Source organism: Tsukamurella sp. M9C, from assembly GCF_020169415.1.
In the GTDB taxonomy this organism is placed as follows: Bacteria; Actinomycetota; Actinomycetes; order Mycobacteriales; family Mycobacteriaceae; genus Tsukamurella.
The window spans coordinates 92,624-117,677 of the sequence record NZ_JAIULG010000004.1; the positions used below are offsets into that span (position 1 = coordinate 92,624).

Below are 25,054 nucleotides of genomic sequence, written 5' to 3' on the forward strand. Positions count from 1 at the left end.
TCATCGCCTACTCCTTCAGCTGTCAGGAGCAGAGTAGCGGTGGTGCGATCACACAGCGCGGGGACGGGGACGGAAGCCGAAGCGCACCTCGGGCGAGTTCGCGACGAAGACGACGCCGTCGAGCGAGATCCGCGTGTCGTACACCGGGATCGAGACGCCCGGAGCGTCGAGGCAGCGGCCGTCGAGCAAGCTGAAGGCCTGCTTCTTCAGCGGCGACTGGACCACGGGGAATCCGCCCCGGTCGCCGACGATCCCGCGGGACATCACCGCCGCCCGGCCGATGGGGTCGATGTTGCCGATCGCGCGGATGCTGTCGTCCGCCAGTCGGAACAGGGCCACCTGGGCCCCGTCGGGCAACAGGACGGCGACGCCGCGCAGCGGCTCGAGGCGGGTGGCGGGGCACGCCGCCGTCCAGTCGCGGGTCCAGCGGTGCAGGTCGAAGGGTGCGGTGGTCATGCGCGGTCCTCCCTCGAGGGCATGGACGGGGTGGGGGTGCCCAGCAGGATCGGCACCTTGCGGCCGTTCTTCTCGCCGAAGTCGACGGTCGGATCGGGGGCGCCGGGGGCGTTGACGAAGGAGACGAACCGGGCGAGCTTGTCGGGGTCGTCCAGGACGCCCTTCCACTCGCAGCCGTAGCCGTCGACGTGCCGCTCGACGGTGGCCTCGAAGTCCGCGCCCAGGCCGAGCGCGTCGTCGATGACGACCTCGCGGAGGCGGTCCATGCCGAGGTCCTCTACCCACGGCGCCGTCCGCTGCAACCGGTCGGCGGTGCGGATGTAGTACATGAGGAACCGGTCGACGTACCGGATCAGCGTCTCCCGGTCCAGGTCGCCCGCGAGGAGCTGCGCGTGCTTCGGCGTCATGCCGCCGTTGCCGCCCACGTAGAGGTTCCAGCCGGACTCGGTGGCGATCACGCCGACGTCCTTGCCGCGGGCCTCCGCGCACTCGCGGGCGCAGCCGGAGACGCCCATCTTGATCTTGTGCGGCGACCGCAGCCCGCGGTAGCGGAGCTCGAGGTCGATGGCCATCTGCACCGAGTCCTGCTGGCCGTACCGGCACCAGTCGCTGCCGACGCAGCTCTTCACGGTGCGGAGCGACTTGCCGTAGGCCTGACCGGATTCCATGCCGGCGTCCACGAGGCGCCGCCAGATCAGCGGCAGCTGGTCGACGGTGGCGCCGAACAGGTCGATCCGCTGGCCGCCGGTGATCTTGGTGTACAGCCCGAAGTCGCGGGCGATCTCGCCGATCACGATGAGCTGCTCGGCGGTGACGTCGCCGCCCGGCATGCGCGGCACCACCGAGTAGGTGCCGTTGCGCTGGATGTTCGCGAGGAAGTGGTCGTTGCTGTCCTGCAGGGACGCCTGCTCGCCGGAGTGGATGTGGTCCGAGCTGGTGGACGCGAGGATCGACGCCACCGTCGGCTTGCAGAGGTCGCAGCCCGTGCCCGACCCGAAGCGCTCGATCAGGCCCGAGAAGGTGCGGATGCCGCTCGCCTGGACCAGCTCGAAGAGTTCCGCGCGGGACTGGGTGAAGTGCTCGCACAGCGACTTCGACACTGTGACGCCCTCGGCCTCCAGCAGCTGCGAGAGCAGCGGCACGCACGAACCGCAGGACGTGCCCGCGTTCGTGCAGCCCTTGAGCTCGGCGACGGTGCACGCCCCGTCGGCGATCGCCGAACACAGCGTGCCCTTGGAGACGTCGTTGCACGAGCAGACCTGCGCCGCATCGGGGAGTGCGCCGATGCCGATGCCCGGGGAGTCGCCGCCGGCGGGCGCGATGAGCGAGACCGGGTCGCCCGGCAGCGACGACCCGACGAGCGGCCGCAGCACGCCGTACTGCGAGGCGTCGCCGACCAGGACGCCGCCGAGCAGGGTCGAGGCGTCGTCGGAGAGCACCAGCTTGGCGTAGGTGCCGCCGATCGGGTCGCTGACCACGACGTCGAGTGCGCCCGGGGTGGCGCCGTGGGCGTCGCCGAACGAGGCCACGTCGACGCCGAGGAGCTTGAGCTTGGTGGACAGATCCGCGCCGGGGAACCGGGCGTCGCCGCCGAGCAGGCGGTCGGCGACCACCTCGGCCGTCGCGTAGCCGGGGCCGACGAGGCCGTAGCAGCGGCCCTCGATCGCGGCGACCTCGCCGATCGCGAACACCGCGGGATCCGAGGTGACGCAGGACAGGTCGGTGAGGACGCCGCCGCGCTCGGCGAGGTCGAGCCCGGCCTCGCGGGCCAGCTCGTCGCGCGGGCGGACGCCCGCGGCGAAGACCACGACCGCCGCGTCCACGACGCTCTCGTCCTTGAGCGTCACCGCCAGCCCGTGCTGGCCGGGGGCGATGTCGGTGGTGCCGGACGAGAGGGTGATGTCGATGCCGAGGTCGCCGATCATCCGCGCCAGGTGCTCGCCGCCGCCGGTGTCGACCTGCTGCGGCATCAGCCGCGGGTTGACCTCCACCACGTGCGGCCGCAGGCCCAGCGTGCGGAGGGCGTTCGCGGCCTCCAGGCCGAGCAGGCCGCCGCCGACCACCATGCCGACGGGCTCCGCCGAGCGGGCGAGCGCCGCGTCGGCGTCGGCGCGGATCGCGTCCAGGTCGTCGAGGGTGCGGTAGACGTGGCATCCCGGCAGGTCGTGGCCGTGTACCGGCGGCACGAAGGCGTACGAGCCGGTCGCGAGGACCAGGGCGTCGTAGGAGACGGGGCCGTCGGCCGTCGTCACCGTTCGCGCGGCCCGGTCGATGCCGGTCACCCGCGCCCCGAGCCGCAGCTCGACCAGCGGATCGCCGGCGTAGTCGTTGCCCGCGAGCGCCAGTTCGGAGCGGTCCCACGTGCCGACGTAGGACGACAGCCCCACCCGGTCGTAGGCGCCGTCGGCCTCCTCGCCCAGGACGACGATCCGCCAGGCCCCCGCCTCGTCGCGGGCGCGCAGCGCCTCCACGAACCTGTGCCCGACCATGCCGTGACCCACCACGACGACGGTGCGCTGGGTGACCATGGACCTCTCCTCTCGTCGGAAACCGTTGGCACCGAATGTAAGGAGGTGGTGTTGCGGGGTTGTGCCGCCGTGTTGCCCGTCGATCACGCCTTCCTCACGGAGAGCGTCGCGCGGTCGTGAGGAGGGTCAGGCCAGGCGTTCGACGAGGTCGCCGGGCTGCGCCAGCGGGGGCACCAGCGCGATGCCGCGGCGCCCGGCGGCGTCGCGGAGGTGCGGCGTCGCCACCGTGGCGGGCAGGCGCCACCGTCCGGCCCCGTCGGGCTCGACGGGCAGCATGCGCCACCGGTCGTCGGGGTTGGGATCGGCGAGGGCGAGCAGTTCCGCGGCCGGCGGGGTCTCGCGCAGCAGCGCCGCACGCAGCGGCCGCGCGAGGAGCGCGGCCCCGAGCAGAGCCGCCATCGGGTTTCCGCCCAGGCCGAGCACGATCGGGCCGTCCGGCACCGTCGCCACGAGGAGGGAGCCGCCGGGGCGCACGTCCACCCCGTCGACCAGCAGCGTCGCGCCGGCCTCGGCGAGGGCGCCCCGCAGCCGGTCCGCGGCGCCGCGGCCGGTGGCGCCGATGACGGCGACGACGTCGGCACCGTCGGGGAGGAGGGCGGCGCGGAAGGAGGCGGGCGCGTCCGGCAGGTGGGGTCCCCGGAGCACGCACGCGCCCGAGGCCTCGAAGACCGCGGCGACGGGGCCCCAGGCCGTCTCGGGGAGGCCCGCGCGGCCCGCGGCCCCGACCTCGTCGCCGGAGGTGTGCAGGCGGATCCGCAGGGGTCCGCGGGCGGCGATCGCGGTCACGCCGGCGGCGGTGGCCAGCGAGACCAGCGCCGGGTCGATCGCGGCGCCGGCCGGAGCCAGCGTCGCGCCGTCCGGCCACGCGGATCCGGCCGGGCGGACGTCGTTGCGGGCGGCATCGGTGCAGTTCAGGGCCGGCCCGTCGGTGACGATCTCCTCGTCGCGGATCACCCGGTCGGCGCCCGCAGGCAGGCGCGCGCCGGTGGCGATTCGTACCGCGGTGCCGGGTTCCAGCGGCGGGGCGGCGTGCCCCGCGAGCGCGGCGCCGTCGACGGGGCGCCAGGGCGGCGGGCCCGCCACGGCCCAGCCGTCCATCGCGGACTGGTCGAACGGCGGGAACGGTGCGGCCGCCACGAGCGCCTCCGCGAGCGCGGCACCCGGCACCGGCGGGCCACCGGCCGCCGGGAGCGCGGGGAGGGCGGTCCGCAGGAGGCGGCGGATCGCGAGGGGAGACTTCTCGACGCGCGCCAGGTCCTCGGGGGTGTCGGCGTCCTCGAGCGGGAGGCGCAACCGGGGCGCGTCGGGCGGGAGGATCGCGCGGACGGGGGCGTTCTCGGCGCTGCCGATCCCGGCGAGCGCGGCGCGGAGGGCGGCGGCGTCCCACACCGCCAGTAGGTACTGGAGATGCCCGTGCGGGTCCTCGGCGAGCGCCACCGGCGCCGCGGTCTCGGAGCGGAGCGCGGCGAGGCGGGCCAGGGTCCAAGGTTCCACCTCGGGTAGGTCCGCGGCGAGCACCGCGACCGTCCGCGCCGTCGCGGGAACGGCGGCGAGCCCCGCGGCGATGGCGGCGAGGGGACCACCGCCGGGCGGGTCCTCGCGGACCACGACGACGTGCTCCGGCACGGCGCGCGGCGGGCCCACCACGACCACGGCCGCCTCGCCGGCGGCAGCGATCGCGGCGTCGAGCAACCGGCGGCCGCCGACCACGAGCTCGGGCTTGTCGAGCCCGAGGCGACGGGCTGCGCCACCGGCCACGACGACGGCCGCGTCACAGGACGCGGCCGGGTCGCGGTCAGTAGACGTCACGCACGTATCTCCGTTCGGCGGACAGCGCCGCCAGGTAGGCGTCCGCGCTGCGCGGGGCCATGTGGCCGTGTTCGGCGACGATACCGCGCAGGGCCTCGTCCACGTCGCGGGCCATGTGCGCCGCATCGCCGCACACGTAGAGGTGCGCGCCGGCGCGGATCCATTCCCACAGTTCGGCGGCGTGCTCGCGCATCCGGTCCTGCACGTACACCTTCCGGTCGGAGTCCCGGGAGAAGGCGGTGTCGAGCCGGGTGAGCACCCCGTCCGCGGCGAGGCCGTCGAGCTCCGCGCGGTAGTAGAAGTCGGTGGCCTCGTGCTGCTCGCCGAAGAACAGCCAGTTCGGCCCCGTCGCGCCGCTGCGCGCCCGGTCGTGCAGGAAGCCGCGGAAGGGCGCGATGCCAGTGCCCGGGCCGATCATGATCGCCGGCGCGTCGGCGTCCTCCGGCGGCAGGAAGCCGCGGGTCGGCTGGACGAAGACGTCCACCTCTCCGTCGGCGTCGAGGCCGGCGAGGTGCGTCGAGCAGGCGCCGCCGCGGCGCCTGCCGTCGTGGTCGAAGCCGACGACGGAGACGGTGATCGAGACCCGGTCGGCGTCCTCGCGGGGACTCGAGGAGATCGAGTACAGCCGCGGCGTGAGCGGCCGTAGCAGCGCCTCCCACTCCGCCGGTTCCGCCTGCACCGGGTGTGCGGCGAGCAGGTCGAGCAGCTGGCGGCCCCAGGTCCACGAGGCGAACTGCGTCGGCTCGTCGAGGACCCCGCGCAGTTCGTCGCCCACCACGCAGCGGTCCGCGACGAAGCGCAGCAACTCGGGGGTGATCCGGGTGAGGTCCTTGCGGTCCAGGCCGGGTGTGTCGCGGTGCACGCCGGTGCGGGCGCAGAACTCCTCGATGACGGCGCCCGAGTTCACCGGCCAGATTCCCAGGGCGTCGCCGGCGCGGTAGGTGAGTGCGTCGGACGGGAGCGCGAAGGTGAAGCGGCGCACGTCCTTCGCCGAACCGTCGCCGGAGAGCCGCTCGGATTCCAGCAGGCGGGTGCGCAGCGGATGGGTGCGGGAGTGGCCGGTCGTCTCCGGCGCCGCGGGCTGCGGCGGCGCGGCCTCCGGATCCAGCGCGGACACCACCGCGCCGAGCCAGGCGGCGGCGGTCTCGGCGTAGTCGGGCTCGCACGACGCGCGCGGGGCGAGCCGGCCGCCCCCGAGGTGCTCGAGCCGGGCGTCCAGCTTGCGGGCGAAGCCGCAGAAGTCGGCGTACGAGGGGTCGCCGAAGCCGAGGACCGAGAACCGCAGGCCGCCCAGGTCGCCGGGCTCCGCCCCGGCCAGCGCGTCCCACAGCGCGACGCCGTTGTCGGGGGCCTCGCCGTCGCCGGTCGTGGCGACCAGGAACAACACGGTTCCCGTCAGCTGTGCGGGCGAGACCTGTTCGGCGCCGAGGACCCTCGCCGTCATGCCCGCGCCGTCCAGCGCTGCGGCGCAGTCCGTCGCGTAGGCCTCGGCCGTGCCCGTCTGCGACGCCCAGACGACGGTCACCGTCGCCGCCGGGGCCTGCGGGGCGCCGCCGAACACGCCCGCCAGGACACCCTCGAGCCAGGCCCGCGCGATCGGGGCGAGCGGGGCGTCGCCGGGCACCGTCGGCACCCCGGACGGGGGCGCGGCGCTCAGGCCCGTGAGCAGGCCGCCGAGGTAGCCCGACGCCTCCGCGGTCAGTTCGCCGGGGCCCGAGGCGTACGGCGCGAGCGCCGCGGCGAGCGGGGACGCCGGCGCCTCGACGGGGGCGGGCGGGTCCGCCGGGACGGGCGTGAGCGCGACGGCGCTCACCTTGAACTCGGGCTGCAGCGATTCGGGGTCGACGGCGTCGTTGGTCACCGCGTTCACGGCCACATCCTCTCCGAAGGTGTCGGCGAAGTGCATGGGGGCGAAGCAGACTCCCGGCCGGACGGCGTCGTCGACGGCCACCGGCAGGGTCGCCCCGCCGCGCCGGCTGGAGACCCGCACCCGCGCGCCGTCGGCGAGACCGAGCCGGTGGGCGTCCTCCGGGTTGAGCTGGAGGAAGGGCGCGGGGTTGAGTCGATTGAGCTTGGCGACACGGCCGGTCTTGGTCATGGTGTGCCACTGGTGCGCGAGGCGACCGGTGGTGAGGATCAGCGGGTACTCGTCGTCCGGCAGCTCCGCGGGCGGCAGGTACGGGCGGGGGAGGAAGCGCGCGCGGCCCGTCGGGGTCGCGAACCGTAGGCCCCGGTCCTCGTCGAGGTAGCGGATCGGGTTCCGGTCGGGCCCGCCCAGCGCGGCGGGCCACTGCACGGGGCCCTGCGCGAGGCGTGCGTGGTCGACGCCGCGCACGTCCCAGCCGGTGCGGGGATTGTGGAAGGCCTTGAGCTCCTCGAAGACCGCCGCGGCGTCGGGATAGTCGAAGTCGGCGCCGTGACCGAGCTCGGCGGCGATCAGGCAGATCAGCTTCCAATCGGGGAGCGCGTCGCCGGGCGGCGCAGTCGCGGCGGCGGTGCGGGTGAGGGAGCGCTCCGAGTTGACCATCACGCCGTCGGTCTCGGCCCAGAGCGCGGCGGGCAGCACGATGTCGGCGTAGGCGGACGTCTCGGTGGCGGTGTAGGCGTCCTGCACGACCACCAGCTCCGCCGAGCGAAGGGCGTCGATCACGGTGGACCGGTTGGCCATCGACGCCGCCGGGTTGCTGCAGATGATCCACGCGGCCTTGATGTTCCCGGCCGCCAGCTCCCGGTACATCTCGACGGTGCCCTGGCCGGCTTCGGCCCGGATCGTGCCCTCCGGCAGGCCCCACAGGGCCTCGGTGCGGGCGCGGTCGCCGCCGTCGAGCACGGAGCGCTGGCCGGGGAGGCCCGGCCCCATGTAGCCCATCTCGCGGCCGCCCATCGCGTTCGGCTGACCGGTCAGGCTGAACGGGCCCGAGCCGGTGCGGCAGATCGCGCCGGTGGCCAGGTGCAGGTTGCAGAGCGCGATGGTGTTCCAGGTGCCGTGGGTGGACTGGTTCAGGCCCATGGTCCACAGACTGGTCCAGTTCGCGGCGCCGCCGATGAGCTCGGCCGCGCGCTCGATGTCGGCCGCGTCGAGTCCGGTGATCTCGGCGACGCGATCCACCGGATAGTCCTCGAGGAAGGCGGGCATGGCGTCCCAGCCCTCGGTGTGCGCGTCGACGAACTCCCGGTCCACGGCGCCGCGGTCGACGAGCAATGCGAGCAGGCCGTTGAGCAACGCGAGGTCGGTGCCCGGGCGGATCGGCAGGTGCAGGTCGGCCTTCGCCGCGGTCGCGGTGCGCCGCGGGTCGACCACGATCAGCTTCGCGCCCGCCTTGACCCGGTCCATCATGCGCAGGAACAGGATCGGGTGGCAGTCGGCCATGTTGGCGCCGGTGACGAGGAAGACGTCGGCGTGGTCGAGATCGTCGTAGCTGCCGGGCGGCCCGTCGGAGCCGAGGGACTGCTTGTAGCCCGTTCCCGCGCTCGCCATGCACAGCCGGGAGTTGGACTCGATCCACTTCGTGCGCAGGAAGCCCTTCGCCAGCTTGGTCGCGAGGTACTGCGCCTCCAGCGTCATCTGCCCGCTCACGTACAGGGCGATCGCGTCGGGCCCGTGCGCGTCCCGGATCTCCCGCAGGCGCCGTCCGGTCGCCGCGATCGCCTCCGCGAGCTCGACGATGCCGCGGTCGGCGTCGCGGTCCGCACGCACCTCCGCGCGGGTCTGCCGGCCACCGGCGGCGAGCAGGTCGACGGTGGTGGTGCCCTTGGTGCACAGCCGCCCGCGGTTCGCGGGGTGGTGCTTCGTCCCTACCGAACCCGTGACGGCACCGTCGCGCACCTGCAGGGTGAGGCCGCAGCCCACCCCGCAGTACCCGCACACCGTCTCCACATCCATGCCGCCCACGGTGCCCGCGCGGTGTTTCCGGGTTCGGGCCGCATTGTTACGGCGACGTGACCTGGTGCGCGCCGCACCGCGGTGAGCGGCGTGAGGCGGGGCGGCGCGCGGCGTTCGTGCGCTACTCGGTCCGCCCGTCCGCCGCCGGGCGGATCGAGTAGCGCGGCCCCGGAATCGAGTAGTCCGGCACGCTATCCACGCGGCCGTGGCGGCGGTTGACTCGGCGGATCAGCAGCCCGGCCGAAGGAGACATCATGAGCACTCGGACAAACAGGAGCGATCGTCCCCGCGGTACGCGGTATCTCGGGGCGGCGGTGGCCTGGGGCGCCGTCGTGTGCGGCGTCCTCGCCGTTCCCGCCCCCGCCACGGCCGTGCCGGTCGGCGGCGATCAGGTGCTGTGCGCGGTGGGTCAGCCGTGCATCGACAACCTGTACCAGACGGGGACCACGATCGTGGTCGAGTGGAAGGGCGATCAGGAGTGGGACGCGTACAACGTCCGGTGGAGCCGCCCGGGCCGGGCGGAGACGCAGCACGCGGTCGCCGGTGGCCGCCGCGGAAGCTTCCGGATCACCACCGTGAACCCGGGCGTCACGTACACCGTGAAGGTCCAGGGCTGCGAGACCCACGTCCTGAGCAGCTCGACGTGCTCGCCCTGGGAGGAGGCGTCGATCACGGCCCGACCGAACCTGCCGTACGGCCCGGACACCTGCAAGCAGGGCTTCGTCTGGCGCGAGGCCCGCACCTCCGATCGCGTCTGCGTGACGCCGTCCACCCGGACCGCGACGGCGGAGGAGAACCGGCTCGCGGCATCCCGTCGGCAGCCGGGCGGCGGGGCGTACGGGCCCAACACCTGCCGGCAGGGCTTCGTCTGGCGGGAGGCGTACGCCGGCGACGTGGTGTGCGTGACGCCCGCCTCGCGCAGCCGGGCCCACGCGGACAACGCCGCGGCGTCGAGCCGCCGGGTACTGGGATGACCCGCGGGGACCGCGCGACCGGTCCCTGCTGCGGAGGGCCTGTCAACCGAGCAGGGGGAGGACCTCGGCGTGCAGCCGCTCGAGTTGCTCGCGGTCCGCGGCGACGTCGAAGCCCATCGGATTGAGCAGGACTGTCTGCGCGCCCGCGTCGACGACCTCGGCGATGCCGGAGGCGACCTGTTCCGGCGTCCCCGTCACCGCGACGTCGCCGAACCGTGTCGCCAGCGCGCCGTAGATCCGGGACAGGCCCTCGTCCGCCGCGCGGCGCGCGGCGGCGGGATCGTCGTCGATGGCCAGGTAGACCCGCTTGCCGATCCGGAACCCGCCGGCGTCCCGTCCGTGCCGCGCCAGTTCCTCGCGGACGGTGCCCACCGCCCCGCGGAAGTGCGCCGTGGTGGACGATCCCGCGCCCAGGAAGCCGTCCCCGAGCCGGACGGCCCGGGCGAGCGCCTTCGGGGCACCGCCGCCGAACCACAGCGGCGGATGCGGCCGCTGCACCGGCTTGAGCGGGATCGACACCCCGTCGACCTGACGGAAGCGCCCGTCGAAGGTCACCGTCGGACCGTCCGCCCACGCGGCCTTCATGAGCTCGACGCCCTCGGTGTACGAGGCGATGAAGCTCTCGCGGGCGACGCCGAACGCGGCGAACGGGCGGAAGTCGCCGCCCGAGCCGAGCCCCAGGTCGAGACGCCCGTGGCTGAGCCGATCGACGGACGTGGCCGCAGCCGCCAGTTGCAGCGGATCGTGCAGTGAAGAGACGATCACCGCCACCCCGAGGCGCAACCGGCTCGTGCACGCCGCCGCCCACGACAGCAGTTCCAGCGGGGCGAGCATCGCCGCGCCGCCGACCGTCTGCTCCGACGTCCACGCGCCCTCGAAGCCGAGCTCCTCCGCCCGCACCAGGTAATCGCGGACACCGGCGGCGTCGAAGGCGCCGTCGAGGATCTGCGGGATCGAGACGGAGAAACTCGCGGGGCTCATGAGGCCAGGCTACGACCGTTCACCCGATCCTGCGGCCGATGCGCCAGGCGCCGAGGAGGACGAAGACGACGAACAGCGCCGCGAAGAGCAACCAGATCGCCCAGGCCGGGACCTGCGCGGACGCGATGTACGGGAGGAGGCCGTACTCCGCTTCGACCGTCGCGCGGGCAGGCTCGGAGGATCCGACGAGCGCGTCGAGCGGACCGCGGGTGAACGGCCCGCGCATCAGAGTCGCGGCCTGGTTCAGCGGGAGGACGTTCATGAAGGTCACCACGCCGCTCGGCAGGGCGCCGACGGTGATGTAGGCGCCCGCCAGGAAGCCGCCCGCCGTGCCGACGATCGTCGCGACCGAGGTGAACACGCCGGCGGAACCGATGAACGTGACCACGAAGCTCCAGATCGCGGAGAACAGCAGACAGAAGCCGACCAGTTGCGCCAGGGCCTGCGCGAACGCGCCCGCCGACAGCGCCGCCGAATGGACGACACCGAGGTAGACGTCCGCGAGCACGAACACCGTGGTGCTCAGGGCCGTCGACACCACGAACGCACCGAGCAGGTAGCTCAGGATCATCTGGAACCGGCTGATCGGCGAGACCAGGAAGTCGCGGAAGACGTTGCCCACCCTGTCGTTCACGAACACCACCAGCGCCGACAGGCTGGTCGTGGCCGTGGTGATCATCACCAGGTTGGCGATCACCCAGGAATAGACGAAGGCGTCGACGTCGTCGGGGCTCGCGGTGGGGATCGACTTCTGCAGCGCATCGGTCTGCACGCCGCCGAGGAAGGCGGAGAACAGCACGAACAGGATGATCGGCGAGAGCAGGGAGAAGAACACCGCCGCAGGGTCGCGGAAGAAGACGACGACGTTGCGGCGGGTCAGGTTCGCGAGTGTCATCGCGCACCTCCCCGGGTGATGGCCAGGAAGACGTCGTCCATCGTGCCGTGCCGGAACTCGAAATCGACGATCTCGGCGTCGAAGTCGCGCAGCAGGGCCCTGGCCTCGTCGCTGGACTCGACGGCGATCCTCCGCTCGCTGCCGTTGCTCCGCGCGCGCGGCCCGAACCGCTGGTCGAAGCGCCGCGGGTCCCGCAGCGTGACCCGCAACTCGTCCTTCGCGTGAGCGCTCCGCAGCTCCGTCGGCGTTCCCGCCGTGACGATCCGGCCGTGATCGATGATCGCGATGCGGTCGGCGCGCTCGGCCTCCTCCATGTAGTGCGTGGTGAGGAAGACGGTCAGCCGCAGCCGCTTCTGCAGGTCGAGGATCGTCGACCACACGCGGTCGCGCGAGTCCGGGTCCAGGCCCGTCGTCGGCTCGTCGAGGAACAGGATGCGGGGCTGGTGGATCAGGGCGCGCGCGATGTCGGCGCGCCGCTTCTGCCCGCCCGACAGCGCCTTGTACCTGCGGGTGAGGAACTCCTCCAGCCCGAGTAGCGACGACAGCCCGGCGATCCGCTCCTTGGTCGTCTTCGCGTCGATGCCGTAGAAGGTCGCCCGCAGTGCCAGGTTCTCCCGGACGGACAACACCGGATCCAGCAGGGATTCCTGGAAGACGACGCCGATGGCCCGGCGGATGTCGAGGTCCTGCTTGCCCACCTCCAGGCCCGCGACGTGGATCGAGCCGGACGACACGGACTTCAGCGTGGTGATGCAGCTGATCGTCGTCGACTTGCCCGCGCCGTTGGTGCCGAGGAAGGCGAACGTGCTGCCGCCCGCCACGTCGAAGGAGACGCCGTCGACCGCGCGTACGTCGCCGTAGCTCTTGACCAGGTTCCGGACGCTGATGACCGGCGGAGCACCGGGTCCGGCGCCGGGCGCCGCGCGGCCGGCCGGCGCGGGCCGCCCCGGCCCGGGCGGGTACGCGGGTGTGGACGGTCGCGCGGGCGGAGCCGTCGGGCGGAGGGGCGGCTGCGGGATCGACGCCCGGTCGGCCGGAGCGGCCGGAGCGGCCGGAGCGGACTGGGCAGGCGAAGCCGACGGAGCCGGCGTGGCGGACGGTGCGGCAGCGGGCGCCGGGGCCGCCGGCACGGGCGGGGCGGACGAGCCGACGGCCGTCGGCCTCGCAGTGGCCACCGCCGGGCGCGCCTGTTGCGGCGGGTCGGCGGGCGGTGACACGCGCGCCGCCGGGCGCGCGGGCCCGGAGGGGAGCGGTCGCGCCACGGTCGGTATGGGCCGGGACGCGGACACCGCCGGGCGGGACGCTCTCATCCGCCCGGTGGGCAGCATCGGCGGGTTGGCGGGCGGCACCGGTGTGCGGCGGCGCCGCTCGCGGAGCGTCGTGGTCGTCCGCTCCACGGAGGCGCGGGAGGTGGAATCGGTCATGACGCCGCGCTCTCCGGGAGATCCAGGGACGACGGCGCCGGAAGGTACCCGCAGTCGATGAACCACTCGAAGTAGCGTCGCAGCAGCGCGCCGTCGATCGGCGGGCAGGCGATGCCGGTGCCGGCCAGGCCCTCCCGCACGTTCGCGTCGTCGAAGGTCGCATCGGGCATGTTGTCCAGCGGCGTCGCCGAGAGGAACGGCGCCAGCGCGGCGGCCGTCTCGTCGCCCTCGCGCTCGGCGAGGTCCGCGGCGCGCTCGCACCACTGGCCGAACGGCAGTTCCTCGCCGGCGTAACCGAAGTCGGACATCCACCGCACCAGGTCCGGCACCGCGACCGTCTCCGACGAGACGACGTGGAACGTGCGCCCGGCGAGGTGCTGCTGCCGCGCCAGGTGCGCGATCGCGCCGACCACGTAGTCGACGGGGGTGATGTCGGTCGACATGTCCATCGTCGGCGCCGCGCCCAGGGCGACGCCGAGCCGGATCGTCTGCCACAGGAAGTCCGACAGCTGGCACGCCCCGGTGCGGCTGTGGCCCGCGACGCGGCCCGTGCGGTAGACGAACGTCGGCACGCCCCGCGAACGGGCCTCGAAGACGAGCTGCTCGCCCACCCACTTGGACTGGGTGTAGCCGAACGTGAAGCGAGGATCCTGGACCGGGCTGCGGTCGTCCTCGGCGAAGACGGTGTCCTGCGGGTACGAGAACCGCGAGAAGACGTACGTCGTCGACACGAAGTGCACGGGCTTGACGGGGCCGTCGCACGCGAGCGCGAGCACCTGCACCGTGCCGTCGACGTTCGCGGACTTCAGCGTCGGATAGGGCCGAAGGAAGTTCACGTCGGCGCCGCAGTGCATGATGCCGTCCGCGGTGGCGGCCAGTTCCGCCCAGGCGGCGTCGTCGAGGCCGAGCCGGGGGCGCGTCAGATCGCCCGGCACCGCGACGATCCGGGCGGCGTAGGCGTCGCGCCAGATCCCGTAGTCGCGCATCGTCCTCCGGATCCGGTCGAACCCCTCATCGGGCGATCCGGCGCGGACCAGGCAATGCATCGTGGCCGACGAGGTGTCCAGCAGCTCCGCGAGGAGGAATGCGCCGACGAAGCCCGTCGCGCCCGTGACGAACAGGTTCCGGGGGTCGGTGACGTCGCGCACGGGCGCGCCCGGCGCGGGCCGGATGTGCTCCGGCAGAACGACCTCGTCGGCGAGGACCAACGAGCTCTCGAAGCCCGCGCCGCCCTGTTCGAGGATCGCCGCCAGCCGCTCGATCGTCAGCTCGCCCGCGAACAGGGCGGGCAGGGGCACCACCCGGCCGAGCTTCTCCCGCACCCGGAAGACCAGCTTCGTCGCGAGCAGCGAGTGGCCGCCGAGGAGGAAGAAGTCGTCGCGGACGCCGGGCGCCGTCTGCAACGACAGCAGGTCGGTCCAGATCGCGGTGAGGTCGCGCTCCAGGTCGGTGCGGGCGGCGAGGTACTCGGTGCCGCTCGCGGCGGCCAGTGCCACCGGTGCGCCGCCCCGGGCCGCGAGCGCCTTGCGGTCGATCTTGCGGTTCGGTGTCAGCGGGAACGCGTCGACGACGGCGAACGCGCTCGGCACCATGTACGGCGGCAGCGTCTCCCGCAGGCTCGCGAGCAGGGCACCCGTGTCGCCCAGCCGTTCCGCCGGACACTCGAGGTAGGCGGTGATCGCGGCACCGGCCGCGTCCACGGCGGCGATCGCGCGGACGCCGGGCAGCGCGGTCTCGAGGGCGCTCTCGATCTCGCCCAGCTCGACGCGGAAGCCGCGCACCTTCACCTGGGTGTCGATCCGGCCGCCGAACTCGATCCGCCCGTCCCGGAATCGGCGCACCAGGTCGCCCGTCCGGTAGGCGCGGGCGCGCTCCGACCCGGCCAGCGTCACGAAGCGGTCGGCGGTGAGCTCGGGGCGCGCGTGGTAGCCCAGGGTGACGCCGTCGCCGATGATGCACAGCTCGCCGAACACCCCGTCGGGGACGGGGGCGGCGGTGGCGTCCGCGACCACGATGCCGGTGCCGCGGATCGGGTGGCCGATGGGGATCGCGCCCGCGGCGACGTCGGCCTCGGTGACCCGGTGCACCGTCGACCAGATGGTGGTCTCGGTGGGGCCGTACATGTTCCACAACTCGTCGGCGCCGGCGAGGAGCCGGCCCGCGAGCACGGCGGGCATCGCCTCGCCGCCGCAGAGCGCCCGCAGCCCGCGGGTGCCGGACCAGCCGGCGTCGAGCAGCAGGTGCCACGTGGTGGGCGTGGCCTGCATGACCGTGACCGCGTGCTCGTCGAGCAGCGCCGCGAGCCGGTCGCCGTCTCGCGCGTCGTCACCGTCGGCGATGACGACCCGCGCCCCGGTGGCGAGTGGGAGCAGCAGCTCGAGGATCGCGATGTCGAAGGACGGGCTGGTGACGGCCAGCAGCGTGTCCGACGGTGCCATGCCCGGCTCGGCGCGCATCGCCTCGAGGAAGGTGACGACGTTGCGGTGCGAGACCCGCACGCCCTTCGGGCGTCCCGTGGAGCCGGAGGTGTACAGCATGTAGGCGGTCCGGGTCGCGGGGTCCTCCGTCGACGGGGCCGGGGCCGGCCCGGCGGGCGCGTCGGCGACGTCGGTCGCGGCGATCCACGGCAGGTCCAGGCCCGGCACCTCGGCCAGGTTCCCGGCCGTGGTGATCAGCGCGGGGACGCCCGCGTCGGCGCAGATGAATTCGAGGCGCTCGGCCGGATAGGCGGGGTCGAGCGGCACGAAGGAGTAGCCGGCCCGGAGCGTCGCGAGCATGGCGACGATGACCTCCGCCGACCGCGGGAGGAGCAGGCCCACCGGCGTCTGCGGCGGTGCATCGAGCCGCTCGGCGATCCGGGCGGCGAGCCGCTCGACCCGGGCGTCCAACTCGGCGTACGTGATCCGCTCCGCGCCGGCGACGATCGCGGTGCGGTCGGCGGAACCGCGTGCCGCGGCGAGCACGTACGCGTCGAGCGCGGGGGTGGCGGGCTGCGGGGCCGGCGAGTCGGCCGGGGCCGGGACGGTCGAGAGCGGCAACGTCGAGATCTCGGTTCCCGTAGGGGATCCGGGCGCGGTCACCGCCTCGAGCACCGCGACGAAGGAGTCGATCAGCGCGTCGGCGGTCTCCTGGTCGAACAGGTCCGCCGCGACGTCGAGCGTGCCCATCATCGTGGTGGGCGTGGTGGTGACGTTCAGCAGCACGTCGAACTTGGCGCAGCCGTTGTACAGGTCGCGCAGCTGCATCTCGGGCGCGCTGCGGTCCTCCTGCATGTTGAGGATCGCCTGGAACAGCGGCGGGCGCGCCGGGTCGCGGCCGAGATCGAGCGCCGAGAGCACGCGGTCGAAGCGCGCGTCCTGATGCGTGAAGCCCTCGCGCACGGTGGCGTTCACCTGCGCGAGCAGGCCCTTGACCGTCTCGCCCGGCTCGAGCGCGACGGGCAGCGCGAGCGTGTTGAGGAACGGGCCGATCACCTGCTCCGAACCCGGCTGGGAGCGCTGTGCGACGGGAACGCCGACGACGACGCCGTCCTGCGCGGACCAGCGGCCCAGGACCACCGCGTACGCGCCGAGCACCGTCACGAAGGGGGTGACGCCGTGCTCGGCGCTGAACGTGCGGATCGCCGCGGTCTGCTCGGCGGTGAGCGCGAACTCGGTCCGGCGGCCGCGGTAGGCCTGACGGGCCGGGCGGGGGTGGTCCGTCGGGAGGGTCAGCGCGGTCGGCGCACCGTCGAGCCGCCCGGTCCAGTAGGCGATGTCCGCGGCGTCGGCGTCGGCCTCCGCGCGCTCCCGCTCCCAGAGCGCCACGTCGGCGTACTGGAACGGGACCTCGGGGAGTTGCTGCAGCCGGCCGACGAGCCGGCCCGTGGCGAGCCGGCCCAGCTCGGCGAAGAGGATGCCGGTGGAGTAGCCGTCGGCCACCATATGGTGCAGCGTGATCTGCACCCACGTGCCGCCGGAGGCGCTGCGCGCGAGGGTCGCCCGCAGCAGCGGCTCGCGGGCGATGTCGAACGGGGTCCGTGCGTCCTCGCGGAACCGGTCCCACATCCGCTCGTCGTCGACACCGTCGAGGAACCCGACCTCGGGCCGCTCGGCGGGTGCGATCCGGGCGACCGGCTCACCGTCCTCCATGCCGAACCGCGTGCGCAGCACCGGGTGCCGCGCGATCACCTCGGCCAGGCAGTCGGTGAAGACGTCGAGGGGGACGTCGATCGGCAGCCGAGCGACGCCGGACATGACGTGCATGGTCGTGCCGGGGTGGAACTGCTCCAGGAACCACATGTTCTCCTGTGTGGCCGAGAGCCGCACGGCGTCGCCCTCGCGCACGCGGCGCGTGATCGGCGCCGCGGCGGGCGCGGCCGACGGTGCCTTCCCGAGCCGGGCCAGGAGGGCGCGGCGCTGGGCGTGACTGAGCGCCGCCAGGCGGTCTTCGATCTCGGTCATCGGGGGCCTCCGGCGTTGGGTTCGGTGGTCTCGGACTGGGCGAGCAGGGCGGCGACGGCCTCGTCGTCCAGGTCCGCGAGCAGGGACGCGAGGTCGTCGACCTCGGCGTCGGGTTCGACGTCGCCCGCGGAGAAGTCGAGGGTCGCGAGCAGCTCGGCGGCGATCGTCGCCACCGTCGCGCCGTCGAGGAGGAAGGCGATCGACGGGGCGGCGCGGAACTGCTGCTCCACGCGGATCCGCAGCTCGGTGGCGAGCATCGAGTCCACGCCCAGGCGGCCGAGCGGCTCGTCGTCGGGGATGTGCTCCTCCGCCATCCGCAGCACGCGGGACACGGTGAGCCGCACCCCGTCCGCGGCAATCGGCGCGCGGTCGTCCGCCGCGGCGGAGCCGAGCCGGTCGAGGATCGACTCGCCGTCTCCCTCCGCGTCTCCCTCCGTCCGGCCCAGGTGGGCGACGAGGGTCGGGGTGAGCGCGTAGCTCTCGACCACGGTGGGCCAGTGCGCGGACACCACGCCCTGCTGCACCTCGCCGGAGCCGAGCAGCTCCGCGAGGAGGTCCATGCCCGTCGCGGGGTCGATGAGGTCGATCCCGCGCTGCCCGTACAGGTCGCGGAGGCCGAGACTGGCGATCATCCCGGCGTCCCACGGGCCCCAGTTGATCGACAGCGCCGGCAGGCCCTGCGCCCGGCGGTAGTGGGCCAGCGCGTCCAGGAAGGCGTTGCCGGCGGCGTAGTTGCCCTGGCCCGGCGATGGAATGACCGCCGAGATCGACGAGAAGAGGGCGAAGAAGTCGAGCGGCTCGCCGGCCGTCGCCTCGTGCAGGGCCCAGGCGCCCAGCACCTTGGGCCGCACGACGCGCTCGACCTGCTCCTGCGTCATCCGGACCAGGATCTGGTCGTCCACCGCGCCGGCGGAGTGGATCACGCCCCGCAGCGCGGGCGCGCCGCTCGACCGGAGCCGCGCCAGGCACGTGGTGAGGGCGCCGGCGTCCGTCACGTCCACGGCCACGACGTGCACGGTCGCGCCCGCCGCCTCCGCCGCGCGGACCGCGACGACGGCATCGCGCTGCGCGGGATCGGTGAGGTCGTCCCAGGTCTCCCGCGCCGGGAGGCCCGAACGACTGGTCACGATCAGGTGGCCCGCGCCGCGCTCCGCGAGGGCGACGAGCACCAGCCTGCCGAGCGCGCCGAGGCCGCCCGTGACGAGGTACGAACCGTCGGGGCGCATCCGTGCGGGGATCCGGCCGCCGGAGCGGGCCGACGGGTACAGGCGCGCGACCAACCGCGCCCCGCCGCGGAAGGACACCTGGTCCTCGTCGCTGCCGGTGACGGTGAGCTCGTCGAACAGCAGGGCGGCACTGGCGTCCCGGTCCTGCGGATCGAGGTCCACCAGGCGGGCCTGCAGCCCGCTCAGCTCGTGGTGCAGGACCCGGCCGACGCCGAGCAGCGTGGACTGCAGCAGCCCCGCCGCGGACACGCCGCCGGCGACGGGCTGGGCGCCGTCCGTGACCAGGAAGGTCGGCGCCGCCAGGCCGCGCTGCTCGAGCTCGGCCGCGAGGTGCACCACCGAGAGGACCGCCTCGTGCGCGGTCCAGCGCAGCGGGTCGGGTGCGTCGGGCCGGGCGTCGAGCGACCAGAGGTGGACGATGCCCCGCAGGCCCGCGTCGGGGACGGTGCGGTCCAGCGCGGCGGCCAGGGCCGCGCGGTCGGCGGGCGGCAGGGCACCGTCGGCGACGGCGCCCGTGCGGAGCAGCACCGGGGTGCCGCCCGCGGCGGACAGTCGCTCGGCGAGGCCGTCGGCGGCGCCGGTGCGGTCCGCGAGGAGCAGCCACACGCCCTCGGCGGAGGCGCGCTCGGCGTCGTCCGCGGGCTGCGGCTCCCAGGCCTGCTCGTACACCCAGTCGGTGCCCACGCGCTGCGGCGCCGCGGCGGCGTCGTCGAGGATCCGAACGGTGAAGCCCTCCACCTCGGTGAGGACCCGGCCGTCGTCGCCGGCGAGGATCACGTCGCCGCTGATCGTGGCGGGGTCGGGCGAGGTCCGGGCGGTGGCCCGGGCGACGACGGGGCCCTCGGGCCGCCCGTGGATCACCACGCGGTCGACGCCGACGGGAATGAGCTTGGCGCCCTCCGCGCGCTGGAAGGCCAGCGGGAGCAGCAGCTGGAAGGCCGCGTCGAGGACGCTCGGCTCGAGGATCGGCGCCCGGTCCGCGACGGGCTCCGCGGAGACGGCCCGGATCCGGGCCGAAGCGGCGCCATCGCCGACGGTCACGTCGTGCAGCAGGCGGTACGCGGGCCCGTAGACGAAGCCGGCGTCGCGGAACAGCCCGTACAGTTCGTCCTCCGGGACCGGCGCGCCCGCGATCGGGGCGAGGTCGACGCGGGGTGCGACCGACGGCGCGGGCCGCAGCGTCGCGGTCGCGTGCCGCGACCACCGGCCGGCGCCGGGCACCTTGCCGTGGATCGCGATCCGGCCGGAATCGGCGTCGAGGCTGGTGTCGATCAGGTACGTCCCGCCGCCGCCGTGCACCAGCGCGGTCTCGAACTCGACGCCCTGCAGGGTGCACGCGGCGGCGCCGTACTCGTCGCGCGCGACCTCGGCCGCGATCTCGAGGTAGCCCGCACCGGGGAACAGCGTCGCGCCGTGCACCACGTGGTCGGCGAGCGACCGCGGCGCGGTGCCGTCCAGCAGGCGCCGCCAGGCGGGCAGGGCACCGTCGGAACGGTTGCCGAGATAGGGCTCGACGGTGTCCGCCAGCCGCTCCCGGCGCCCGGCGTCGCCCTCGGACCAGTACCGGCCCGTCTGCCACGGGTAGGCGGGCAGCGGCAGCATCGGGGCGCGGGGTGCGAGCGGGGAGAAGTCCACGTCGATGCCGTGGACCCACAGGTCCGCCAGCGCCGCGGCGAAGGATTCGGCGTCCTCGCCGTCGCGGCGCAGCGACGCGACCGTCGTCACCGGGCGCCCGCGGGCGCCGGCGGTCTCGGCGATCGCCCGGCCCACCACTGCCGTGGGGCCGATCTCCAGGAAGGTCACGGCGTCGTCGGCGAGCATGGCGTCGGCGGCCGCGCCGAACAGCACCGGCCGGCGGATGTTGCCCCACCAGTACGCGGCGTCGTGCTGCGCGGAGCCGTCGGCCGGAACCCGGGCGCCGGTCACCGTCGAGTAGAGGGGGATCGACGGTGCGCCGGGGGCGAGCCCGGCGAGGACCGTGCGGAGCTCCGCCTCGAGCGGGTCCATCGCGCGGCTGTGGTACGGGACGTCGCCGGGAACGAGGCGCGCGAAGACGCCCTCGGAGCCGAGCCGTTCCGCGAGCGACTCCAGGACGGGGAGCGCCCCGACGAGGGCCACCGATCCGGGGCTGTTGACGGCGGCGAACTCGACCTCGCCGCGCGCGACCTCGGGCAGCTCGGAGGCCGCGGCCTCGCCGAGTGCGACGGCCAGCAGCCGGCCGGTCCCGCTCGCCGTGTGCTGGAGGCGGGCGCGATGCACGATCACGGTGATCGCGTCGTCGAAGGTCAGGGCCCCGGCCTCGAGTGCGGCGGCGACCTCGCCGGCGCTGTGTCCGACGATGAGATCGGGCCGGACGCCGAACGACTCCCACAGCCGGGTCAGCGCGTACTGCACGCCGAAGTTCGCGATCTGGGCGACCACGGACTCCTGCATGCGGGACGTCGCCTCCGGAGCCAGCAGCTCGGCCGTGAGCGACCAGCCGGCGAGCGGCGCGATCGCGGCGTCGCAGCGGTCGACCGCGGCGCGGAAGACGGCGTTGTGCTGCAGCAGGCCGCGCGCCATGCCCCACCACTGCGGGCCCATGCCGGTGTAGACGAAGGCGAGGGGCCGGGCGTCGGCGAGCGCGGATCCCGTCCGGACCGCCTGGTGCGGGACGCCCTCCGCGGCGGCGTGCAGCGCGTCCGCGGTCGCGGCGGCGTCCGCGGCGATCACCGCGAGGCGCGCGGCGCGGTGGGCGCTGCGCCGGTGGCTGAGCGCTCCGGCCAGCGGCGCTGCGCCCTCGGTCGCCGCGAGTCCGGCGTAGGCGCCCGCGAGCTGCGCGAGGGCGTCCTCGCCGCGCGCCGCGAGGGGCAGCACGACCGCGATCCCGTCGCGCACGACGTCCTCGGCAGGCGCGGCGGGCGCGTCGGCGGTGGGGGCGGACTCGAGGATCGCGTGCGCGTTGGTGCCGCCGAAGCCGAAGGAGTTCACGCCCGCGCGCAGGGGCCCGTCGGGGCGGAGCGGGGTCGGCTCGGTGGCGATCCGGATCCGCAGCCGGTCGAGGTCGATGGCGGGGTTGAGCGCGTCGAGGTGCAGGTGCCGCGGCACGCGCCGGTGACCGAGCGCGAGGGCGGACTTGATGAAGCCCACGACGCCCGCCGCGGCCTCGAGGTGCCCCAGGTTCGTCTTGACCGAGCCGATCACCAGCGGGCGGTCCGCCGGCCGGTCGGCGCCGTAGATCTCGCCGATCGCGGTGGCCTCGATCGGATCGCCGACCGGGGTGCCCGTGCCGTGCGCCTCGACGTAGTCCACGGAGTCCGCGGCGACGCCCGCGCGGGCGAGCGCGGCCTCGATGGCGCGCTTCTGGCTGTCGCCGTTGGGCACGGTGATGCCGTTCGTGCGCCCGTCCTGGCTGACGGCGGTGCCGAGCACCGTCGCGTAGATCCGGTCGCCGTCGGCGCGGGCCCGCGCGAGCGGCTTGAGCACGACGAGGGCGGCGCCCTCGCCGCGGACGTAACCGTTGGCCGCCGCGTCGAACGCCCGCGACGTGCTGGTGGGGGAGAGGAAGCCGCCCGTGGACGCGGCGATGGTGAAGTTCGGGCTGAGCATCAGGTTGACGCCGCCGGCGAGGGCGAGCTCGCTCTCGCCGTTCCAGATCGACTGGCACGCGAGGTGGATCGCGACCAGCGACGACGAGCACGCCGTATCGACGGACATGCTGGGTCCGAGCAGGTCGAAGGCGTGCGAGATGCGGTTGGACAGCATCGTCATCACGACGCCGGTCGCGGTGTGCGCGGCGACCGTCGGCGGTTCCGCGGCGGACGTGGAGAAGTGCATCTGGCTGTAGTCGAGGGTGAAGCCCCCGGTGAAGACCGAGGTCTGCGAGCGCTCGAGGTCCTCGGCGCGCAGCCCGGCGTCCTCGATCGATTCCCACGCGACCTCGAGCAGGAGCCGCTGCTGCGGGTCCATCGAGCTCGCCTCGACCGGGGAGATCCCGAAGAACGCCGGATCGAACTCGTCCACCGGGTCGGTCAGGAAGCCGCCGCGTCGCACCCGGCTCTTGCCCGGCGTGCGCTCGGACTCGTAGTACCGGTCCGTGCTCCACCGGTCGGCGGGGATGTCGACGATCGCGTCGCGCCCCTCGTCGAGCAGCTTCCAGAAGTCGTCGGCGGAGCGCACACCGCCCGGCAGGCGGCATCCGATGCCGACGACGGCGATCGGCTCGCGGTGCGCCGGTTCTCCGCACACCCGGGTTGCACTTACCTCATCCCTCACGACGAATCCCCTATCCCCTGTGGACGATTGCGGTCCGACGGTCGCTCCCCAGCGACCGTGCTCCTACTGTCTCGTTCGGTCCTTAAGGCCCGCTTGTTACGGGCCAGTCGCCGCGGGGGAGCCGCTGGAGCGGGCGCGGATCGCGGCGCGGAGCCGAGACCTGCGCCGTCCGTTCGCCTCGTCATCGCACGAGTCAAACGCGGGGCGGGGTGCGGCGCGCGAGTGGCCGACTACTCGATTCCGGGGCGGCGCGCTACCCGGTCCGCCGCGCGTGCACCGCGTGGGTCGCGTGCGCTCGCCCCGGTCTGGTACCCGCCCGCGGGTGCCGGTCGGTAGGCTGGAGTCGTTTGCCCCCGGCACACCGGTGGGTCGTTTTCGCGTGAGACAGGGCAGGGACTGTGGCTGAGTTCATCTACACCATGAAGAAGGTGCGCAAGGCGCACGGCGACAAGGTCATTCTCGATGACGTGACGATGTCGTTCTACCCGGGCGCGAAGATCGGCGTGGTCGGCCCGAACGGCGCGGGCAAGTCGTCGATCCTCAAGATCATGGCCGGCCTCGACCAGCCGTCCAACGGCGAGGCCTTCCTGGACCCGGACGCCACCGTCGGCATCCTGATGCAGGAGCCGAAGCTCGACGAGACCAAGACGGTCAAGGAGAACGTCGAGGACGGCCTCGGCCAGACGATGGTCAACCTGCGCCGCTACAACGAGGTGGCCGAGCTGATGGCCACCGACTACACGGACGAACTGATGGAGGAGATGGGGCAGTTGCAGGAGCAGCTCGACGCCGTCGACGCCTGGGAGGTCGACTCGCAGATCGAGCAGGCCATGGACGCGCTGCGCTGCCCGCCGGGCGACTCGTCGGTGGAGAACCTCTCCGGTGGTGAGAAGCGTCGCGTCGCGCTGTGCAAGCTGCTGCTGAGCAAGCCCGACCTGCTGCTCCTCGACGAGCCCACCAACCACCTGGACGCCGAGTCGGTGCTCTGGCTCGAGCAGCACCTCGCGGGCTACGCCGGCGCCGTCCTGGCCGTGACCCACGACCGGTACTTCCTGGACCACGTCGCGCAGTGGATCTGCGAGGTCGACCGCGGCAAGCTGCACGGCTACGAGGGCAACTACTCGGCGTACCTCGAGAAGAAGGCCGAGCGCCTCGAGGTGCAGGGCAAGAAGGACCAGAAGCTGCAGAAGCGGCTCAAGGAGGAACTCGCCTGGGTGCGCTCCGGCGCCAAGGCCCGGCAGACCAAGAACAAGGCCCGCCTCGAGCGCTACGACGAGATGGCGGCCGAAGCCGAGAAGCACCGCAAGCTCGACTTCGAGGAGATCCAGATCCCCACGCCGCCGCGCCTGGGCAACGTGGTGGTCGAGGTCAAGAACCTCGACAAGGGCTTCGACGGCCGCGTGCTGATCAAGGATCTGTCGTTCACCCTGCCGCGCAACGGCATCGTCGGCGTGATCGGCCCGAACGGCGTCGGCAAGACCACGCTGTTCAAGACCATCGTCGGCCTCGAGAGCCCGGACTCGGGCGAGGTCAAGGTGGGCGAGACGGTCAAGCTCAGCTACGTCGACCAGAACCGCGCCAACATCGACCCGAAGAAGTCCGTCTTCCAGGTGGTCTCGGACGGGCTCGACTACATCACCGTCGGCCAGAACGAGATGCCGGCCCGCGCCTACGTCAGCGCGTTCGGCTTCAAGGGGCCGGACCAGCAGAAGCCGTCCGAGGTGCTCTCCGGTGGTGAGCGCAACCGCCTGAACCTGGCGCTCACGCTCAAGGAGGGCGGCAACCTGATCCTCCTCGATGAGCCGACCAACGACCTGGACGTCGAGACGCTGTCCAGCCTGGAGAACGCGCTGGAGCAGTTCCCCGGCTGCGCCGTGGTGATCTCCCACGATCGGTGGTTCCTGGACCGGACCTGCACGCACATCCTGGCGTGGGAGGGCAACGTCTCCGAGGGGCAGTGGTTCTGGTTCGAGGGCAACTTCGAGGCGTACGAGGCGAACAAGATCGAGCGCCTCGGCGCGGAGGCGGCGCGCCCGCACGCCGTGACGCACCGCAAGCTCACGCGCGACTGAGATCGAGCGCAGCGACGAAGCCCGCGACCGCACCGGTCGCGGGCTTCGTCGTCATTACTGGCGCGTAGCCCCCCTCCCGGTCGTAGTGTGGTGCCCGGAGCCGACAGGCT

General features: G+C 73.7%; 11 protein-coding genes. 2 read left to right on the forward strand and 9 right to left on the reverse strand.

The features are described 5' to 3' along the window. Positions 1-48: 48 nt before the first annotated feature. From nirD to LB823_RS03945, 4 genes are all read right to left on the reverse strand, one after another. Positions 49-456 carry a nitrite reductase small subunit NirD gene (gene nirD, locus LB823_RS03930; RefSeq protein ID WP_224645469.1) on the reverse strand — a complete coding sequence of 136 codons (408 nt, stop codon included), beginning with the start codon at positions 454-456 and terminating at the stop codon, positions 49-51. Continuing rightward, positions 453-2,984 carry a nitrite reductase large subunit NirB gene (gene nirB / locus LB823_RS03935; RefSeq protein WP_224645470.1) on the reverse strand — a complete coding sequence of 844 codons (2,532 nt, stop codon included), beginning with the start codon at positions 2,982-2,984 and terminating at the stop codon, positions 453-455. Before nirB ends, nirD begins: the two co-directional genes overlap by 4 nt. Positions 2,985-3,110: 126 nt before the next feature. Next, the gene (locus tag LB823_RS03940) at positions 3,111-4,793 is read right to left on the reverse strand and encodes an NTP transferase domain-containing protein (protein WP_224645471.1); all 1,683 of its coding nucleotides are present in this window, start codon (positions 4,791-4,793) and stop codon (positions 3,111-3,113) included. After that, positions 4,780-8,676 (reverse strand): bifunctional nitrate reductase/sulfite reductase flavoprotein subunit alpha, encoded by a 3,897-nt coding sequence (locus LB823_RS03945; RefSeq protein ID WP_224645472.1) that lies wholly within the window; start codon positions 8,674-8,676, stop codon positions 4,780-4,782. Before LB823_RS03945 ends, LB823_RS03940 begins: the two co-directional genes overlap by 14 nt. A gap of 254 nt (positions 8,677-8,930) precedes the next feature. Here LB823_RS03945 and LB823_RS03950 point away from each other — a divergent pair, with 254 nt between their 5' ends. Further along, on the forward strand, positions 8,931-9,650 hold the full coding sequence (locus LB823_RS03950) for a fibronectin type III domain-containing protein (protein WP_224645473.1): 720 nt from the start codon (positions 8,931-8,933) through the stop codon (positions 9,648-9,650). Positions 9,651-9,692: 42 nt separating this feature from the next. Here LB823_RS03950 and LB823_RS03955 read toward each other — a convergent pair whose 3' ends face one another. From LB823_RS03955 to LB823_RS23970, 5 genes are read right to left on the reverse strand one after another with little or no spacing between them, the layout of a single operon-like run. Then, a complete protein-coding gene (locus LB823_RS03955) occupies positions 9,693-10,631 on the reverse strand; it encodes an LLM class flavin-dependent oxidoreductase (protein ID WP_224645474.1) in 939 nt (312 codons plus the stop codon). Between the two features lie 19 nt (positions 10,632-10,650). After that, positions 10,651-11,526 carry an ABC transporter permease gene (locus LB823_RS03960; protein WP_224645475.1) on the reverse strand — a complete coding sequence of 292 codons (876 nt, stop codon included), beginning with the start codon at positions 11,524-11,526 and terminating at the stop codon, positions 10,651-10,653. Beyond that, positions 11,523-12,950, reverse strand: coding sequence for an ABC transporter ATP-binding protein (locus tag LB823_RS03965; RefSeq protein ID WP_224645476.1), 1,428 nt, complete (start codon positions 12,948-12,950; stop codon positions 11,523-11,525). Before LB823_RS03965 ends, LB823_RS03960 begins: the two co-directional genes overlap by 4 nt. Next, positions 12,947-17,392, reverse strand: a complete 4,446-nt coding sequence (locus tag LB823_RS03970; protein ID WP_224645477.1) for an amino acid adenylation domain-containing protein — start codon at positions 17,390-17,392, stop codon at positions 12,947-12,949. Before LB823_RS03970 ends, LB823_RS03965 begins: the two co-directional genes overlap by 4 nt. After that, positions 17,389-22,872 carry a type I polyketide synthase gene (locus LB823_RS23970; protein ID WP_224645478.1) on the reverse strand — a complete coding sequence of 1,828 codons (5,484 nt, stop codon included), beginning with the start codon at positions 22,870-22,872 and terminating at the stop codon, positions 17,389-17,391. Before LB823_RS23970 ends, LB823_RS03970 begins: the two co-directional genes overlap by 4 nt. Positions 22,873-23,270: 398 nt before the next feature. Between LB823_RS23970 and ettA the strand changes: the two genes are divergently transcribed. Continuing rightward, entirely contained in the window at positions 23,271-24,944 is a 1,674-nt protein-coding gene (gene ettA, locus LB823_RS03980; RefSeq protein WP_224645479.1) for an energy-dependent translational throttle protein EttA, read from the forward strand. Positions 24,945-25,054: the final 110 nt, after the last annotated feature.

Excerpts from the sequence above, each read along its gene's own strand:
- LB823_RS03970 (WP_224645477.1), bottom strand. The coding sequence starts at position 17,392 with ATGACCGAGATCGAAGACCGCCTGGCGGCGCTCAGTCACGCCCAGCGC.
- nirB (WP_224645470.1), bottom strand. The coding sequence starts at position 2,984 with ATGGTCACCCAGCGCACCGTCGTCGTGGTGGGTCACGGCATGGTCGGG.
- LB823_RS03965 (WP_224645476.1), bottom strand. The coding sequence starts at position 12,950 with ATGACCGATTCCACCTCCCGCGCCTCCGTGGAGCGGACGACCACGACG.
- nirD (WP_224645469.1), bottom strand. The coding sequence starts at position 456 with ATGACCACCGCACCCTTCGACCTGCACCGCTGGACCCGCGACTGGACG.
- LB823_RS03945 (WP_224645472.1), bottom strand. The coding sequence starts at position 8,676 with ATGGATGTGGAGACGGTGTGCGGGTACTGCGGGGTGGGCTGCGGCCTC.
- LB823_RS03950 (WP_224645473.1), top strand. The coding sequence starts at position 8,931 with ATGAGCACTCGGACAAACAGGAGCGATCGTCCCCGCGGTACGCGGTAT.
- LB823_RS03960 (WP_224645475.1), bottom strand. The coding sequence starts at position 11,526 with ATGACACTCGCGAACCTGACCCGCCGCAACGTCGTCGTCTTCTTCCGC.
- LB823_RS03955 (WP_224645474.1), bottom strand. The coding sequence starts at position 10,631 with ATGAGCCCCGCGAGTTTCTCCGTCTCGATCCCGCAGATCCTCGACGGC.